The organism is Methanothermobacter sp. CaT2, assembly GCF_000828575.1.
Taxonomy (GTDB): domain Archaea; phylum Methanobacteriota; class Methanobacteria; order Methanobacteriales; family Methanothermobacteraceae; genus Methanothermobacter.
The window spans coordinates 1,124,007-1,140,000 of the sequence record NZ_AP011952.1; the positions used below are offsets into that span (position 1 = coordinate 1,124,007).

General features: G+C 49.4%; 18 protein-coding genes (1 of these 18 running past the window's edge). 5 read left to right on the forward strand and 13 right to left on the reverse strand.

What is annotated here, in order from left to right; translation table 11 throughout:
- Window positions 1–7: 7 nt before the first annotated feature.
- The 8 genes from ehbF to MTCT_RS05805 form a co-directional block, all read right to left on the reverse strand.
- The gene (ehbF, locus tag MTCT_RS05770) at window positions 8–1,504 is read right to left on the reverse strand and encodes an energy conserving hydrogenase EhbF (protein ID WP_048175798.1); all 1,497 of its coding nucleotides are present in this window, start codon (window positions 1,502–1,504) and stop codon (window positions 8–10) included.
- Between the two features lie 30 nt (window positions 1,505–1,534).
- Entirely contained in the window at window positions 1,535–1,894 is a 360-nt protein-coding gene (locus tag MTCT_RS05775) for a cation:proton antiporter subunit C (protein ID WP_173402647.1), read from the reverse strand.
- Window positions 1,894–2,130 carry a DUF4040 domain-containing protein gene (locus MTCT_RS09445; protein WP_010876872.1) on the reverse strand — a complete coding sequence of 79 codons (237 nt, stop codon included), beginning with the start codon at window positions 2,128–2,130 and terminating at the stop codon, window positions 1,894–1,896. The genes MTCT_RS05775 and MTCT_RS09445 overlap by 1 nt, the downstream gene beginning before the upstream one ends.
- Window positions 2,131–2,394 (reverse strand): monovalent cation/H+ antiporter subunit G, encoded by a 264-nt coding sequence (locus tag MTCT_RS09450; protein ID WP_048175800.1) that lies wholly within the window; start codon window positions 2,392–2,394, stop codon window positions 2,131–2,133.
- Window positions 2,395–2,398: 4 nt separating this feature from the next.
- Window positions 2,399–2,656 carry a monovalent cation/H+ antiporter complex subunit F gene (locus MTCT_RS05790; RefSeq protein WP_048175801.1) on the reverse strand — a complete coding sequence of 86 codons (258 nt, stop codon included), beginning with the start codon at window positions 2,654–2,656 and terminating at the stop codon, window positions 2,399–2,401.
- Window positions 2,657–2,665: 9 nt separating this feature from the next.
- Window positions 2,666–2,977, reverse strand: coding sequence for a monovalent cation/H+ antiporter subunit E (locus MTCT_RS05795; RefSeq protein ID WP_048175802.1), 312 nt, complete (start codon window positions 2,975–2,977; stop codon window positions 2,666–2,668).
- 100 nt (window positions 2,978–3,077) lie between these two features.
- Window positions 3,078–3,743 carry a metal-dependent hydrolase gene (locus MTCT_RS05800; RefSeq protein WP_048175803.1) on the reverse strand — a complete coding sequence of 222 codons (666 nt, stop codon included), beginning with the start codon at window positions 3,741–3,743 and terminating at the stop codon, window positions 3,078–3,080.
- Window positions 3,744–3,821: 78 nt separating this feature from the next.
- Entirely contained in the window at window positions 3,822–4,574 is a 753-nt protein-coding gene (locus MTCT_RS05805; protein WP_052457373.1) for a succinylglutamate desuccinylase/aspartoacylase family protein, read from the reverse strand.
- A gap of 160 nt (window positions 4,575–4,734) precedes the next feature.
- Between MTCT_RS05805 and MTCT_RS05810 the strand changes: the two genes are divergently transcribed.
- Both MTCT_RS05810 and MTCT_RS05815 read left to right on the forward strand, forming a co-directional pair.
- Window positions 4,735–5,919 carry an argininosuccinate synthase gene (locus MTCT_RS05810; RefSeq protein WP_048175804.1) on the forward strand — a complete coding sequence of 395 codons (1,185 nt, stop codon included), beginning with the start codon at window positions 4,735–4,737 and terminating at the stop codon, window positions 5,917–5,919.
- On the forward strand, window positions 5,919–6,188 hold the full coding sequence (locus tag MTCT_RS05815) for a pro-sigmaK processing inhibitor BofA family protein (protein WP_048175805.1): 270 nt from the start codon (window positions 5,919–5,921) through the stop codon (window positions 6,186–6,188). The genes MTCT_RS05810 and MTCT_RS05815 overlap by 1 nt, the downstream gene beginning before the upstream one ends.
- A gap of 59 nt (window positions 6,189–6,247) precedes the next feature.
- Here MTCT_RS05815 and MTCT_RS05820 read toward each other — a convergent pair whose 3' ends face one another.
- On the reverse strand, window positions 6,248–7,750 hold the full coding sequence (locus MTCT_RS05820; protein ID WP_048175806.1) for a bifunctional ADP-dependent NAD(P)H-hydrate dehydratase/NAD(P)H-hydrate epimerase: 1,503 nt from the start codon (window positions 7,748–7,750) through the stop codon (window positions 6,248–6,250).
- Between the two features lie 271 nt (window positions 7,751–8,021).
- Between MTCT_RS05820 and MTCT_RS05825 the strand changes: the two genes are divergently transcribed.
- Complete coding sequence (locus tag MTCT_RS05825; protein ID WP_170130267.1) at window positions 8,022–9,950, forward strand: 3H domain-containing protein; 1,929 nt, start codon at window positions 8,022–8,024, stop codon at window positions 9,948–9,950.
- A 61-nt stretch (window positions 9,951–10,011) separates the two neighbouring features.
- Here MTCT_RS05825 and fhcD read toward each other — a convergent pair whose 3' ends face one another.
- From fhcD to MTCT_RS05845, 4 genes are all read right to left on the reverse strand, one after another.
- Window positions 10,012–10,905 carry a formylmethanofuran--tetrahydromethanopterin N-formyltransferase gene (gene fhcD / locus MTCT_RS05830; RefSeq protein ID WP_048175808.1) on the reverse strand — a complete coding sequence of 298 codons (894 nt, stop codon included), beginning with the start codon at window positions 10,903–10,905 and terminating at the stop codon, window positions 10,012–10,014.
- A gap of 295 nt (window positions 10,906–11,200) precedes the next feature.
- Entirely contained in the window at window positions 11,201–12,220 is a 1,020-nt protein-coding gene (locus MTCT_RS05835; protein WP_231855273.1) for a sensor histidine kinase, read from the reverse strand.
- 136 nt (window positions 12,221–12,356) lie between these two features.
- Window positions 12,357–13,373: a UPF0104 family protein gene (locus MTCT_RS05840; RefSeq protein ID WP_048175810.1), complete on the reverse strand. Its 1,017-nt coding sequence runs from the start codon at window positions 13,371–13,373 to the stop codon at window positions 12,357–12,359.
- Between the two features lie 71 nt (window positions 13,374–13,444).
- Window positions 13,445–13,936 (reverse strand): metallophosphoesterase, encoded by a 492-nt coding sequence (locus MTCT_RS05845; protein WP_084126250.1) that lies wholly within the window; start codon window positions 13,934–13,936, stop codon window positions 13,445–13,447.
- A gap of 165 nt (window positions 13,937–14,101) precedes the next feature.
- On the opposite strand from MTCT_RS05845, the gene MTCT_RS05850 reads away from it, so the two are divergent.
- Window positions 14,102–14,323 (forward strand): TRAM domain-containing protein, encoded by a 222-nt coding sequence (locus MTCT_RS05850; RefSeq protein ID WP_010876887.1) that lies wholly within the window; start codon window positions 14,102–14,104, stop codon window positions 14,321–14,323.
- A 329-nt stretch (window positions 14,324–14,652) separates the two neighbouring features.
- Window positions 14,653–15,994: the 5' portion of a TrkH family potassium uptake protein gene (locus MTCT_RS05855; RefSeq protein WP_048175812.1), read on the forward strand. 89 nt of this gene lie beyond the right edge of the window; 1,342 of the gene's 1,431 nt are visible here — the first part of the coding sequence; the start codon lies at window positions 14,653–14,655; the stop codon falls past the right edge of the window.

Consider the following 15,994-nt stretch of genomic DNA (forward strand, 5'->3'; position numbering starts at 1 on the left):
TCCCCTCTCATATTATAAGACCCTGTATGAGTGCCGTGAACTGTGAGGTTGCAAGCCATGGTGCGATTCCTAGGACGGTGCAGATTATGATGAGCACCACCATTGAGAAGACCGTTGACCTGGGCACGGACCTGGATTCAAGTTCCATCCCCCTGGGCTCCGGTTTGAGGTAAACCGAATAGAATGCCCTCATGAATGTCATGAAGGTTACTATGCTGAGGAGTATCATGAGGATGCCGAGCTCAGGGAACCCTGCCTGGATCGCTGCCTGGATCAGACGGAGTTTGCTCTGGAATACGTTGAATGGGGGCACACCTGCCATTATGAACCCTGACAGCATCACAAGGCCCGCGAGTCCTGGCTTATATGCCAGTAGGCCCCCCATGCCCTCCGGGTCTGTTTTACCCGTCATGTAGAATATGGTTCCAAAGCCCAGGAATATGCATGCTGTTATCAGGGCCTCGTTTACTGCCTGGAATAGTCCGGCTGATATGCTGGCGGCTGTTCCGAGTCCAAGACCTATCCCTATGTATCCCAGTTCCCCCACTGCAAGGAAACCTATCATCCTCCTCAGATCGGTCTGCATGAGTGCCATGCTTATACCGAGGACCATCCCCGCCAGGGAGAAGAACACCATGACCCACCTGACGAGGGGGACATGGTAGAACATTCTGAGTATCACAATGGCCAGGGCCGTGAATGTGAAGACAGAGAAGGCCTGGAGGAGTGCGGATCCGTGGGGGAGGGCCTTGCTGTAGATGGCAGATTTTATTGTGTGGAACGGTGGCAATCCTGTCCCATAAAGCCATCCGAAGATGAGCAGTGCTGATGCCAGGAGGAACAGCGGGCTTCCCGGGTTAACGAGACCGCTCCTCATGGAATATACGATGTCAGATATGTTCACGTTACCTGTCAGAGCCAGGAGGATGGCCACACCCAGCAGCAGCATGGGGGCCGCAACACCCCCTATCATCATGTACTTGAGGGCGGTTTCATAGTTACGCTCCACCCCCGAACACAGGACCACACCCACCTGTGCCAGGGCCGCTATCTCAAAGAAGACATAAAGGTTGAATATGTCGTCCGTGAGGACTATTGCTGTGACAGCGGCGGTCCCCATGAACATCAGGAATGCATAGACCCCGGATGGCCTTCTGACCTCATTGAGTGAGGTTAGAACCGCCAGGAATGTTACCACTGAGAGTATCAGGAGAAATATCCTCTGGGCGCTTCCAAACACATAGGTTATCGCCGGGTGGAATGAGTACAGATAGGACGATTTTATGGAACCCGGCAGACCCGCTGCAATTGTTGAATTTTCAGATAGAGGCGCGTATCCTCCAAAGTAATGGACACCGTAACCTGCAAGTAGGGGTATTATGGGAAGAAGGACCGCCACTGCAACTGCCAGTGCCCGTACAGTCCTGTCCCTTCCATGCAGGAGGTTCAGGAGAAGTGCGCATAGAATCGGTAAAACCACCATGACCGGTATGAGTGGATTCATAGTTCCTCACCTGTTAGATTCCTCATTTTATCACTCTTCAAGCACCTTCGATGCGCTGATGGTGCCGTGTTTATGGTACAGTATTATTATTATGCCGAGCATGACAGCCAGGGTGCTGGCCCCTATGACTATGCTGGTGAGCACCAGTGCAAAGGGGAGGGGGTAGGCTGCGTTCTGGGCAAACCATGACCCTGACATTCCTGGCAGGTAGATGTAGACTATGCCCCCCGGTTTATATCCGAGGGTCACAAGGAAGAGGTTAACACCGTCGGCTATGAAGGAGAGGGCTATAACCTTCTTTATGAGATTGTCTATGAAGATCACTGCAACGGCGCCTATGACCATGAGGCTTCCTGCCGTCAGAAGTGATGCCAGCTGTAGGGATATCATCATTCTTCCTCCATTCTCATTGTCTTGTAGGCTGCAAGGGCAAAGAATACCGGTATTATCGCTGACCCGACTATTGCCTGTGTCAGGGCGACGTCCGGTGCAAGGAGTAACTGGTAGAGGGCGGCTATTGCTGCCCCCGGGACCCCTGTGAGTATGGCTGCCTTGAGGAGGTCCCTCTGGACAAGGGCCAGTACAGCTCCGAGTATGGCTATGATCATTATCACGTATTCAATCATCTAATCTCCCTCCCCATAGTGGTGGGCGTTGGCTATTGCATGGGACACGAAGGGCACCAGTATGAAGTAGGTGGCTGCGAGAAGTGGCTCGCCAAGTGCAAGGAGGGCGAGTATGCATGCCACGTCGGCTATCCCCAGGATATGGATCCTGGCATACAGGACACGCTCGATGTCATCCCTGAACCTGAGTATCCCCAGGGCTGCGAGTATCACAAGTATGGATGATATGAAGAGAACCGCTGATTTCAGGATTACCAGATACATTCTATCAACCCCTCAGAACCCTTGCAAATGCTATTGTACCAACAGGTCCAAGAAGGACCAGGGCGTAGGCTATGTCACGGCAGAACCCGACACCGTACATCCTGTTTATGAGTATGAGTATGGTTGCAATGGCTATGCTCAGACCTGAGATCCCCACAAGACCCATCCCTATACTTCTGCGTGTTGCTATCCTCACGGCTGCAATGCTGAATACTGCAAGGGATGCGAGAAGCGTGTACTCTGCGATCATCAGTATATCCATGGGAACCACCTATTCAAGCATCCCCTTTATGTAGGGCTCAAAGGGGATTATGTCCTCCCTTTCCCGCGGGTAGATGGCTGCAACCTTCAGGATCCTGTTTTCAGAATCCAGGTCAATGGAAAGGGTTCCCGGTGTGAGTGTTATGCTGTTTGCGAGTATTGTCTGGGACACTGGCCTTGTGAGTTCCGTCTCTATCTCAACTATTACAGGCTTTACATTTCCATTCAGGGTTCTTGCTGCCACGTCAACCGTTGCCTTGAGTATTTCATATATCAGGACCAGGAAGTAGGCGATGCCGTACAGAATCCTCGTGATAAACATTTTATAGCTCCCTTCACTTTGGTATCAATAATTAACATGATTATTTATGATAATATAAAGTTTTCTATATAAATCGTAATAAAAATCTGGGATCCCGTGATTAAACACCTGAAAGAGAATAAACCGCCAGAATCGCCCATAAAACAAGCATCAGGACCCCGAAGCCCCTGCGGAATGTCCTCCCTGATAGTGGCCTCATGAAGCGCACCCCGGAGGGTGTGAAGGAGTCAAGCATATCATGACTTATGAAGCCCAGGAGCAGTGGTCCCATTATCGTGTAAAGGTTCATGACAGGGAAGTCCGTGAGGAAAACCCCCAGGAGTGTCACCAGCACAAAGGGCAGAATCAGCAACCTGTTCAGAATTATGAATCCAAGGACCGTCAGTATAACCACAAGAGAAGCCCTTCCATCAAGACCCAGTGACCTCAGAAGGAAGAACGATGCCAGTACAAAGACCGTCAGACATGCTGAGAGTATAAGCGCCCCGATAAGAGAATGTGTGAATCCCCTGTGCCCTGAAAGGTAAAATATCAGGGCCAGGTCCATCAGGGCTATTCCAGCAAGGTACGGAAGCCCCAGGATGTAGAACACCAGGAATATCACAAGTCCAAGGAGGAATATCGTTGAAACACTCCCAGATTTAACCTCATGGTCCATATCAGGTATCATGGCCCCTATAAGCGCCAGTGCCACCGGGAAAACAGCCGGAAATACTGGGATGGCCATTATAATTGAAATAAGAGCATGTTTCCTGTAAGATGACAATCACAGGACCTCCATACAGTTAATGAACCTCAATCCATCAGAATGCAACATCCCCCGGACCCCACACATCAATTAACCTCAAAGACAGCCAGGCACCCCCTCCACCAGGATTCCCATGTACTCCAGGAATAACTTCATCTGGAGGAGGGACCTCTCATAACTGCCCTCCCTGACAGTTCCATTCTCAGATACAACCTCACATGTGACAGATGGTATGCCTGCAAGGTTGCATTCGTCCTCCAGGGCGCCCATGTAACTGGAGGAAGCCCTCTCATAACACAGGACCCTGGATGAGGTCCTTGAAGTTATGTGGCGGGCTATCTCAACACTCTCTGGTTCAGGTTCCTCTGAGCAGAAAACTCCCTCAACACCGGGTCTGCTCCCGGGTGCAGTTGAATGAAAGTCAGCCAGGGCATCAACCCCGAGTTCAAGTGCTCTCCTGAATATGGCATTTGTAACCGAGCCGGGTGTGCCGGCTGAACGGTTAAGGTCACGGCCCCTGCACCAGCGAATGTTCTTCATGGTGGCCCAGGGGGCGGCGATGGGTATAACATGAACCTTTCCAGAGATATCAGATGATGCGAGGTGCTCCAGAAGGCGCATGGCCGCTAACTGTGGGGGTATCTCGTTTCCATGGACACCGGCCACAACCATGACAGATGGCCTTCCAGAGCCCAGGCTAAGCATTACAGTCCCCTTGAGGGAGTATTCTGCAATGACCCGAGGATACCTATCATGTATATAAGGCTTTAATGAGGGGTTCCTGGTGATATCCCCTCCCGAACCATCATGTATCAGTGAAACCTCAACTGAATCCTCACTTACAAACATCAGGGTCACCTGAATTGCTGGCACACTTCCAGGAAAATCCGTATAACCAGCGGCAGATGGGACATACACTTATAACTTATCCCGTATTAATATCTATAGTGTTGTAATAAAAACATGAGCGTATCAGAATGATTCCATTTATAAGTTGAAGGTGATTGCTGTGGATAAAGTGGTTCTTGCTTTCAGTGGAGGCCTTGACACATCAGTGTGTATCAAACTCCTTGAGGAAAAGTATAACATGGAGGTCATAACTGCCTGTGTGGATGTTGGTCAGCCGCGGAATGAAATTGAAAGACCCGCCATGGTTGCCGAGAAACTCGGAAACTACAGACACTACACAATAGATGCACGGAGGGAGTTCGCAGAGGACTACATATTTCCAGCCATAAAGGCCAATGCGGTTTACGAGGGTTACCCCCTCAGCACTGCCCTTGCAAGGCCTCTGATAGCTAAAAAGATAGTCGAAGTGGCCGAGAAGGAGGGTGCATCTGCAATAGCCCATGGATGCACCGGTAAGGGTAACGACCAGTTCCGTTTCGAGGCTGTTATAAGGTCAACAACGGACCTGGATGTCATCGCCCCAATAAGGGACCTTAACCTCACAAGGACAGAGGAGATGGAATACGCCAGATCCTGTGGGATACCACTCCCCTCAGACAAGCTCTACAGTATAGATGAGAACCTCTGGGGCCGTGCAATAGAGGGAGACATCCTGGAGGACCCAATGGTTGAGCCACCTGAGGATGCCTTTGAATGGACAAGACCCATCCATGAGACCCCGGAGGACCCTGAGACCCTTGAAGTTGAGTTCCGCCACGGTGTTCCGGTTGCATTGAATGGTGAGGAACTGGAGCCCCTTGAAATCATAGGCCTTGCAAATGAGGTGGCAGGAAAACATGGCATTGGTAGGGTCGACATAATGGAGGACCGTATAATAGGTATGAAGAGCCGGGAGGTCTATGAGACACCGGCGGCCTTCCTGCTCCTGGAGGCCCACAGGGGCCTGGAGCAGCTTACACTCACAAGGAGTGAACTCAGGTTTGCCGACATAATAAGCAGCACCTATGCTGAACTGGTGTACAGTGGTCTGTGGCATGACCCCCTCCGTGAGGACCTTGACATGGCAGTAAACCACATGCAGAGGCGTGTCACCGGTACAGTCAGGGTTAAACTACACAGGGGTAGCATGCGTGTCACTGGAAGGAAGTCACCCTACAGCCTATACAGTGAGGAAATAGTATCCTTTGAGGATAAGACCCTTGATCAGAGGGAGATGGCCGGGATGGTCAAAAACTATGCCCTCCAGGCTGCCATATACAGCAGGGTTTGCAGGAAGGAGAGCTGATGGAAGGTCTCTCATTCCTCATACTCATCGTAATCGCCACCTTCATTGTTGCAGGGGGCCTGGCATCCCTGAGGATACTTATGGGTTTAGGTAAGAGGGTCCTCACAGTTGCAGGGAACATGGTGGCAGGCCTCATCCTTCTGCTTGCTGTGAACATACTGCCCTTCATAAACATTCCCCTCAACCCCCTCACGGTTCTTGTGGCGGGTTTCGGGGGGATAACCGGGGTCGGGATTCTCCTCCTGGGCAATATAATTGGGCTGATCTAACCCTGCTAATTATTTTTAAATTTGAGAAGGGAGTGACATCACAGGGACCATAGCAGGCATCAAAAACCATAGAACCCCATATCCATCACAGGGGGGATCATATCAAGCATATCAGATGCTGTGAAGCCATTGCCATACTTCTCCATCGCCAGCTCACCTGCCATCCCATTTATGAACGCTGCCAGTGAAGCGGAATCAAAGGATGAAAGGCCCAGTGAACGCAAACCAGCTGTTAAACCTGCAAGGGCGTCCCCAGTACCCCCAACGGTCATTCCAGGGCACCCTGTTTTGTTGAGACGTGACCTGTCCCCCTGGAATATCATGTCAATTCTCCCCTTGAGGAGGACCGTCCCCATTATCCTGGATGAGATTGACTGGAAGGCAGATACACGTTCCCTGAAGTCATCAAATATCATGGATTTCAGCTTAAAGAAGCTGCGGAACTCGGCCATGTGGGGTGTCACGGTCAGTTCCCTGTATTCACTGACATCAGAGTAATCCATGAGCCTGAGTGCATCCGCATCGAGTATGAGTGGCTTTTCCATTTCATGGAGGTCCTCAATGACCCTCAGGAACGTCCTGGCCGTTGACGTCTCCCTGCCTGCACCACAGCCCATGAGAACTGAATCAGACTTTTCTGCAAGTTCAAGGATTTCATCAAGGGATTCCATTCCAATGTAGCCCCCATCGAGTTCCCGGACTATGATGTCAGGTGAGAGTGACCTGATGGCCCTGGCGGCACTCTCCGGAGCTGCCACCATTACGATATCGGCTCCCGCCCTCAGTGCTGCCTTTGCTGCTATTGCCGGTGCCCCAGAGTACTGTCTGCTTCCCCCTATGATAAGAACCCTTCCATTTTCGCCCTTATGACTTCCAGGACTCCTTGAGGGCATCCTCAGGAGATCACCCGGGCCCATGAATACCTCAGCCGCAGGGGGTATGCCTATGTCCCTCACAACGATCTCCCCTGTGACTGCAGGATCCGCAACATTAAGACCGTCCTTCATCCGGTGAAAGGTCACCGTCAGGTCTGCAGACACAGCGATGTCATCGACTGAGCCGGTTTCAGGGTTCAGACCGCTCGGTATATCCACAGATACCCTGAAGGCATCTGACCTGTTTATGATTTCAATGGCTGACCTCGATGGTTCTCTAAGAGACCCCCGTACACCCGTACCCAGTATGGCGTCAACCACAACATCAGCATCCGGTGGATTGATTTCAGATGAATCCCTGACCACCTCCACCCTGAATCCGCCTGGATGGGGCTGCATTGCCCCAAGGACCTTCCAGTTTACGAGGGCCTCCTCTGAGCCTATCCTTTCAGGGTGACTGAGTAGCTGGACCTCCACGTCAAAGCCCATGTTAAGGAGGTGCCTTGCCGCCACGAATCCGTCTCCTCCGTTTCCTCCTGAACCACAGAATATAGCAACCCTCCCCTCATCCACCGCATTCCCTATCTCCTCTGCCACAGCTCTCCCTGCGTTCTCCATGAGGGATAGTCTTGGAACACCCAGGTATTCCGCGTTAATGTCTGCTGCAGCCATATCAACCGGTTTCATCTGACATCCTCCTGACCAGGGATCAAAGATGGATATCCTCCACCGCACAGGATCAGTCAGGCTTCCTGAGTTTATTGAAGCCTCCTTACCCGGCAGAGAGAACCCCCTCTCCGTGTTCAGGATAGCCTCAAATTTATTGAAGCTTGCTTATCAATACTCCAGTCATTCAGTACACCGGCGCAGATTTTCGTGACCCGTGCGGATGGAATACTCCTAATTTATATTGTTGTCTGCAGATTATTAATATATCAATACCAGAGCGAGGTTTCCCATGCCACCTCAAAGGAATCCAATGGAGAGTATCCAGTACGTTCCCATCTCAATCATATACTACGCCCTCGCAGCCCTGACAGCCCTCATAGTATATGGCATACTGGGTTCAATCTACATAATGGGCCTTGACTTCTACAACGCAGTCTACTTCACCATTATAACCATTGCAACCGTTGGTTACGGGGATATAATCCCTCTTACCATACCCCAGAAGATATTCTCCGTGACACTGGCCCTAGGTGGTGTGGGGCTGATTGCATACGTTTTCAGCTTAACCGTTTCGGTGGTTACAATGACCCTGCAGGATACCATATCAGGCGCCCGGATACGCAGGTTGATGCAGTCAATGAACAACCACTTCATTCTCTGTGGTTTTGGCCGTGTTGGATCTGCTGTTTTTAAGGAGCTCCAGAAAAGGAACCAGAAGAGCATAATAATTGAGAAGGACCGTGAGATAGTTGAAAAGGAACTATGGGATGATCCCAATGTCCTTGCGATACCCGAGAGCGCCGCAGATGAGGAGACCCTCAGGGCGGCCGGGATAAAAAGGGCCAGGGGGGTTATAATAACAACAGGCGACGACGTCGACAACCTCTTCATAACACTCACCTGCAGAGAGCTTAACCCCGACATATGGATCGTGACAAGAGCCAGCAAGAGGGAGAACATCAAAAGGCTGTACCGTGCAGGGGCCAACCGGGTCATCTCACCCGAAATCAGTGGAGGAGAGGACATCTACTTCGCAGCCATGGAACCAACAATGGTGAAGATAACCGTTAAGCATGATGTTGACGACATTGGAAGGGAGGCCAGAATAATACTGAAACATGGCTGCACACTGGAGGACATAGAATACCACCTCCCTGAATTCAAGGAGCCCCTGGTGAGGAAGATTGGTGTATCTGAGGGCGGGGAACTTGAAAGGTTCCTGAAGATCCTTGAGAGGGACCCGGCCAGGAAGAGCTCCCTTAAAAGGATCTATGAATCCGTCAGCGGCATACATTCCCACTGGATATCCGGGCCTGACAGGGAGAGCATAGACGCTGTTATCGATGAACTCAAATCAGAGGGGATACTGCTGGGTGTGAACCTCAATGATGAGGAGATAAAGGATGTTGCAAGGAAACACGGTCGTCTCGTTGAAATAATAATAAAGCCTGAGATGAGCATCGTTGAAAACCACGGGGTCGATGACATCAGGAGAGAGGCTGAGATCATAATAAATCATGGCTGCACCATTGAGGATATAGAGTACTATCTCCCGGGATTCTCAGAACCCCTCAGAAGGAATGTGGGGGTTAGCTCCATGGAAGAAATCGGCAGTTTCATAAAGACCCTCAGGAGTGAACCCCGTAAACTTGAATCCCTTGACAGGCTCTACACCCTTTCAGGTGGTGGGATACACTCCCACAGAATTTCAGGGCCTGACTCAAAGAGCCTTGAGCTGGTGGAAAGGGAACTCAAAAAGGAGGGTTTCCTGATAGGAGTCAACCTCAAGCTCAGTGAAATCAAATCAATAATACAGGAGTCAGGCCGCGTTGTTGAGATGCTGCTGAAGCATGACCTCGGAAACATGGATGACAAGGAAATAATAATCCAGAGGGGTGGCCGTATCCTTGACTCAAAGCACTACCTCCCGGGGGTTAAACAGGTCGTTACAAGGAACCTCAACATAAGGAACATGGATGATCTGAAAAGGTGTATGGAGGAACTGGAAACCCCGGACGCCCGAAGGTCTCTGAAGGCCCTCTACAGCATATCCCGGAACATACACTCCCACACAGTGGCTGCAGCCGACGTCAGGATTATAAGGAAAATTGAAGAGGATCTCAGGAAAAGGGGCATACTGCTCGGTGTTAACCTCACCGAGGACGAGATATGGGAAATAGTTGAAAGTGAGATGATGGAAAAATTCTGCATAGAATAAAAAGGTTAATCCCTGGAGTACCAGGGCAGATGTCCAAAAAATATGGATCTGATTAAAACAATCAGAACAGGTCATGGAGTTTTATCTTGTAGGCCCCGAGGTTGCCGCCGTAGTTTCCTGCACTTATCTTTATTATACCTGGAACCGTGCAGGCAGCCTTTATACCCTCCTTCATGGCCTCCCTTACAGCCTCTTCATCAACACCGTCTATGACTATCTCGTAGACCCCGTTGACGTTTTCAGGTATCTGGGTGTCCTCAACCTCGTCCTTGAGGGTCACACACATCTTCTCATTGGTTGATGCATTGAGGAATTTGTACTTGTTTGAACCGACCTTTGATCCTGAAGCAACCACTCCACCAGGGAAGGGTGTTACAGTACCTTCAACTGCGGCTATGGCATCAACAGCTGCCTGTGCAGCCAGGAGCGCTGATGACTGGCTGTCGCCCATTATGAAGAAGTTTCCGCCGGCCACTCCATCCTTTATTCCGAACTCACTTTCAATCAGGAAGTCCCCTGACATTATTGGGATTGAGTGGATCTTTCTTCCATCAATTTCAAGTTCCTTTTCGTAGCCGTCACCGAAGAATTTGAGTTTGAATCCTATGTTGAGCTTCTCATCCTCATCATCCAGTGCATCGAAGACGGCTGTGGTTGGTGCTGTGAGGATGCCCATCCCTATCCTTTCAAGTAGCTCATGGTCAAGGCTCTTCTTGGATGGGTTGCATATCATTATAATGTACCCTGGTCTTCCGTCAGGTGTCTCCTCAGGTGGAACATAGCAGTCGATGCCAGCCTCTGCGGGGCACCCTATAACTGAGGTACCGTAACCTGTTGCCTCGGTTGCTGCTATTTTGGCAAGTTTTTTTGTTGCTGCGGTTACAAGAACCCTTGAAACCTTTATGCCAAAGGCCTCTGCAAATGTGTCTTCTATTTCAACACCATTTATCTCCATAACTATCACCTAGTTGATTTACTGGGAGAATGTTTAATATATTTTTCTACTTTCAATTCAGCTTAGAAATAACTGTAAAACCATGAATCTGAGGGCCCCTATGGATGATAAGAGAGGTATACACCGGGTGATAGATCATATGGTTATTACAGGTGCCCAGAGAAATTATTTATATACCCATCTCAGACACGAAGACCCCATCAAGCTAATGTCCCTGTAACTAGTGGTCAACGTCCTTTTTAAGGAGATAGAGTGCCTGACCCCATCAAGCTAATGTTCCAGTAACCGGTGATGATCAGGGCTTCAGGACCCTCACCTTGAAGCAGGTGCCCGGGGATAGCGTATAGTCGACCTTTGCCTCTATCTGATTGATGAGGTTTTTAACAAGCTGCAGTCCAAGTGAATCTGCGCCCTCGAAGTCTACGCCCTCAGGGAAGCCCCTTCCATTGTCTCTCACCTCAAGCATGTAATGATCACCCTTATCCATGAAAACTGCCCTTATTCTGCCGTCCTGGTCTTCGGTGAATGCATGCCTGAAGCTGTTGGATAGGAGTTCTGATAGTATCATCCCGAATGGTACTGCAAGGTCCAGGCCCATATCCACATCCTCAAAGTACATCTCAAGCCTTACTCTCCCCGGCTCAGGGGAGTATGTGCTCAGGATACCTGACACAATGCTCCTGGCGTAGGCCCCGAAGTTTATGGTGTCAGAGGATCCCTCATATATCAGTTTCTCATAGGCCTTCCTTATGGACTTCAGACGGTTCTGGGTGTCCCTCAGAAGTTCATAGTCGTCCTCGTCCTTTATGTATGGAAACTGAAGGTTAACTATGCTGGTGATCAGCTGGAGGTTCCTGTCGATCTGCCTGTAAAGACCGTTTATCGTGTTTTTGAGTTCATCTATTCTCTGCTCAAGTTCTCCAACCTCCCTGAGCCTTTCTGATGCGTCCCTTGCAGTTAAAAGCACGAATAACTGGCCGGAAATCTCAAGGGGTCTGAGATTGAGTTCAAGTGGCACCATCCTTCCATCTGAATCAAGGAACTCAAAGAGACCGCTGCACTCACGCGGCTCTTCTGCCATTCTGTCAAGCAGAATCCTCAGCCTTGATTTCTGTATCAGTGGTACTGCCCGGAGGCTTGGAAGATACCTGCCCCTCAATTTATCGGGTTCATATCCGATCATATCCGCGAAGGACTGGCTCAGGTCAAGTATGAAGCCATTTATATCCTGGAGGATCCATGGATCGGAAGATTCCAGTATAAGATTGAGGTAATCTGGTGATGAGCGTATCTCATCCACCAGTTTTTCATACAATTTTTCATCATGAACCTTTTCGGTCAAAAAAACCTTTTCAAGCATTTTTATCCCCCTAACCTTAAGGTCATCTGGGTATAATTTTCATCATCGCACAATAAATCATTTTCCATAATTTCAATTTAACCATATCAGTTCACAGTTTATCCATAAGCTTCTCTGAAACAGATGATCCAAAGTAGGGTATGACCGCCACACCCATGGCCGAGATCATCCAGAAGGATATGAGCCTCTCGACCACCGTTGCAGCTGCACTTACAGATGGTGAGACACCCGCATATGAGTAGAAAACAATCATTATGCCGTCAACAGCGCCAAGACCTCCCGGGAGCAGTGGTATCATCCCTATAAGGGTGGCGAGTATGAAAACCTCGGCGATTACCAGCAGTGATATGTCTGTTCCGAAGGCTGCGAAGATCAGGTAAACCCTTATGATCTCAAGGATCCAGAGGAGGAATGATATGGGTATGCCATAAACCAGGACATTCTTTTCTGCCAGCATCATCCTCATAGTACTCTGGAATTCATGGAGAGCACTCCTTACTCTCCTCTCAAGCCTTTCATGGTTCTTCCTGTAGAACCTCTTTACAATCCCAAGTATCCATCCTGTTATCCTCTCACCAGCATCCCTGTCAACGGACACATACAGGGCAAGGAAGAACGCCGCCACAATGATGACCACAGAGGCTATCAGGGCAGCCAGTATCCACCGGGAGAGATCAAAATATAACACGATGCCTATTATGGTGAGTACTGCCAGGAATATGAAGGGGAATGTGTCAAGGCCCCTGTCAGCTATCACGGTTGCAAAGGCTGACTCCATGGATGCCCTGGAATACTTTCCAAGCATGTAGGCCCTCACAGGTTCCCCTCCTCCCCTTGCACTCGGTGTGAGGTTGTTTATGGCCATGCCCACAAGGAGCATCGGGAAGAGGTGCCTCTTGCCAACATCTATTGAGACCGCCCTTGTTGTTATTGACCAGCGAAGGGTGAAAAGGGCGAGTATGATGAACTCCAGGACCACAGCCATGAGCACATACACTGGGTCCGCCTTTCTGAGGGCCTCCTCAATCTCGCCGGGCCCTATTATCAGTATCATCGCTGCAAGGGCCACAACTCCTATTACTATTAAAATTGATCCTTTATGTTTCATTTAAACCAACATACACCTGATTCCTGAAATTGCTCCTTAAAGCAGCATGGCTCTGAACCGTTTTCTGCCGCTCATAGACTTACAAACTCACATTTCATGGTGTCCGTGTCAAGGAGGGCCAGTGTCCTCTCACCTGAGAGATAACCGCACAGTTCGCCGGGATTTACGGTCACAGTACCTGAATCTGAAAATTTCCTCTTATGTGTGTGCCCTGTCACAACAAGGTCATACCTCCCGGACTCAACCACACATTCAAGGATTTCCGGCTCGTGGCCATGGATAACGGCTATCCTGAGGCCGTCAAATCGAAGAGATTTGAAGTCGGAAAGCTCTGTCAGGTGACTGTAGGCCTTTCTCAGACCATCCCTTTCCCCGTCGTTGTTTCCGAATATCGCCTCGAACTTCATTTCAAGCTTCCCGAATTCTGGGGCTGTGAAGGGGGATATGAGGTCCCCTGCATGTATAACAAGGTCAACAGATTCCCGGTTGAGGTAATCAACCGCCCTCCCTATTGCCTCAAGATTATCATGTGAATCTGCTATCAGTCCGATCAAATAAACCACCCGGTGATAGTAGTTAATGGCTCCACATACATTTATATACTATGATGCTTAAGTTTATGTATGGGATGCATGATGGTCATTTGATTATTCTTACTGATTCTGGTTTGAATTTGGTTTGAATTAATTGCATGATTCTTGTGTGTCCCTACTTAAGGATGTGATGAATTGTTTGGAGATAACTACTATAGAAAGGAAACATACTCCACACCGGTGAATGTGGGTGAGGAGTACGAAGTTAAAATTGAAGACCTTGGCAGAGATGGTGATGGAATAGCCCGTGTCGAAGGTTTTGTTGTTTTTGTACCTGGTGCAGGTGTAGGCGACGAGGTCAAGATAAGGATAAGTGCAACCAGGCGCAAGTTTGCTTTCGCTGAAGTTGTAGAATAGATTTAAGTTATGTACCTGGAGTAGACTCTTCTACTCATCGAAATTTATTTTTTTGGTTCAGGTTCAGCGGTAGGATGCAGGTCCGCTCTTAAGCTATTTTTCTTCCATAATAACACCAGCTGCTTTTAAACCCTGATTAGATATTCCCCCATAAACAGCAGCATAGAGACAGCTCAGACAGTATCCGTCAGATACCAATACTGCATTATTCCAGCGGCCGCTCTAAAAATTTATATTGCAATGTCCTGACACTACTCAAATACGATCCACCCATAAACTGCCGCTCTAAAAATTTATATTGCAATGTCCCCATTCATATATTGGTACTTATGAGATACATCGGAAAGCGGGACCTTTTTACAGTGGGCAAGTATCTTGGCACGATAATGCAGGGAGTGGGTTTTGTTGTTGCACTGCCAGTCTTCGTTGCCATCATCTACGGTGAGGGCAACCTGCAGAGTTTCATTATACCTGCATTCATTTCTCTGGGCGCAGGAACCGTTCTGAAGAGGTACATGCCCGAGGAATGTTCAGTGCGCCTCAAGCACGGGATGATGGTTGCATGCCTGGCATGGCTATGGGCAGGGCTCATCGGGAGCCTCATAATGATATCGGCCCTCAACATTGACTTTACAAACGCATTCTTTGAGAACATGTCTGCATGGACAGGAAGCGGGCTCACCATATTCTCCAGTGTAGAATCCCTCCCTAAATCCATACTGTTTTTAAGAAGCCTTGAGCAGTGGATAGGGGGCCTTGGTGTGGTCATAGTTGTTATAGGAATACTCATAAGGCCCGGTACCGCTGCATCGCGTCTCTACAAGTCCGAGGCCAGGGATGAAAGAATAAAGCCCAGCATAGCAAATACAGTTAAGACCATCTGGTGGATCTACATAACCTACACCGTTCTCGGGATCGTCCTCTACGGCCTCACAGGGATGCCCCTCTTTGACGCCATCAACAATACCCTGACAAATCTGTCCACCGGTGGGATGTCAATCAAGAACATGAACATAGGATACTATCACAGCACCGCCGTTTACCTTGTAACCATGCTCCTCATGATACTGGGAGGTACGAGTTTCCTTGTCCACTATCAGCTCATAAAGGGCAGGTTTTTCAGTGTGCTTCATGATATACAGTTACAGGCCACCGTGGTCTTTATAAGCATCTTCACCATCCTTGCAGTCTACGTCGGGGGTGTTGCCCCCCTGGAGTCCATCTACCATGTTATATCGGCACTGAGCTGTACCGGTTCAAGCATAAGTTCAACCCCCCAGATGGCGGCATGGCCGGCATACTTCAAGGTTGTGCTCATAACCTGTATGCTCATAGGAATGGCTGCCGGTTCAACCACGGGGGCCGTCAAGATAATAAGGGTGATAACCGTCCTCAAGGGGGTTTACTGGGAGATCATGCGAATACTCGCCCCTGAGGGATCAGTTATACCGAGGAAGATATCAGGGAAGTCTGTGAGTGACACCGAGATAAGGGAGGCGGGTTCCTATATAAGCCTCTACTTTGTCCTTCTATTTTTCACATGGTCGGTCCTTGTGGTCTACGGTTATGACCCCCTAAATTCACTCTTTGAGGCCGCCTCTGCCCAGGGAAACGTGGGGCTCAGCATGGGTATAACCAGCTTCAATTTACCCGTGGTCCCGAAGATGGCCC

Coding starts and splice junctions, on each gene's coding strand:
- MTCT_RS05815 (WP_048175805.1), top strand. CDS start 5,919: ATGGAAGGTCTCTCATTCCTCATACTCATCGTAATCGCCACCTTCATT.
- MTCT_RS05790 (WP_048175801.1), bottom strand. CDS start 2,656: ATGGATATACTGATGATCGCAGAGTACACGCTTCTCGCATCCCTTGCA.
- MTCT_RS05795 (WP_048175802.1), bottom strand. CDS start 2,977: ATGTTTATCACGAGGATTCTGTACGGCATCGCCTACTTCCTGGTCCTG.
- MTCT_RS05820 (WP_048175806.1), bottom strand. CDS start 7,750: ATGAAACCGGTTGATATGGCTGCAGCAGACATTAACGCGGAATACCTG.
- MTCT_RS05840 (WP_048175810.1), bottom strand. CDS start 13,373: ATGAAACATAAAGGATCAATTTTAATAGTAATAGGAGTTGTGGCCCTT.
- MTCT_RS09450 (WP_048175800.1), bottom strand. CDS start 2,394: ATGTATCTGGTAATCCTGAAATCAGCGGTTCTCTTCATATCATCCATA.
- fhcD (WP_048175808.1), bottom strand. CDS start 10,905: ATGGAGATAAATGGTGTTGAAATAGAAGACACATTTGCAGAGGCCTTT.
- MTCT_RS05805 (WP_052457373.1), bottom strand. CDS start 4,574: ATGTTTGTAAGTGAGGATTCAGTTGAGGTTTCACTGATACATGATGGT.
- ehbF (WP_048175798.1), bottom strand. CDS start 1,504: ATGAATCCACTCATACCGGTCATGGTGGTTTTACCGATTCTATGCGCA.
- MTCT_RS05825 (WP_170130267.1), top strand. CDS start 8,022: ATGCCACCTCAAAGGAATCCAATGGAGAGTATCCAGTACGTTCCCATC.
- MTCT_RS05775 (WP_173402647.1), bottom strand. CDS start 1,894: ATGATATCCCTACAGCTGGCATCACTTCTGACGGCAGGAAGCCTCATG.
- MTCT_RS09445 (WP_010876872.1), bottom strand. CDS start 2,130: ATGATTGAATACGTGATAATGATCATAGCCATACTCGGAGCTGTACTG.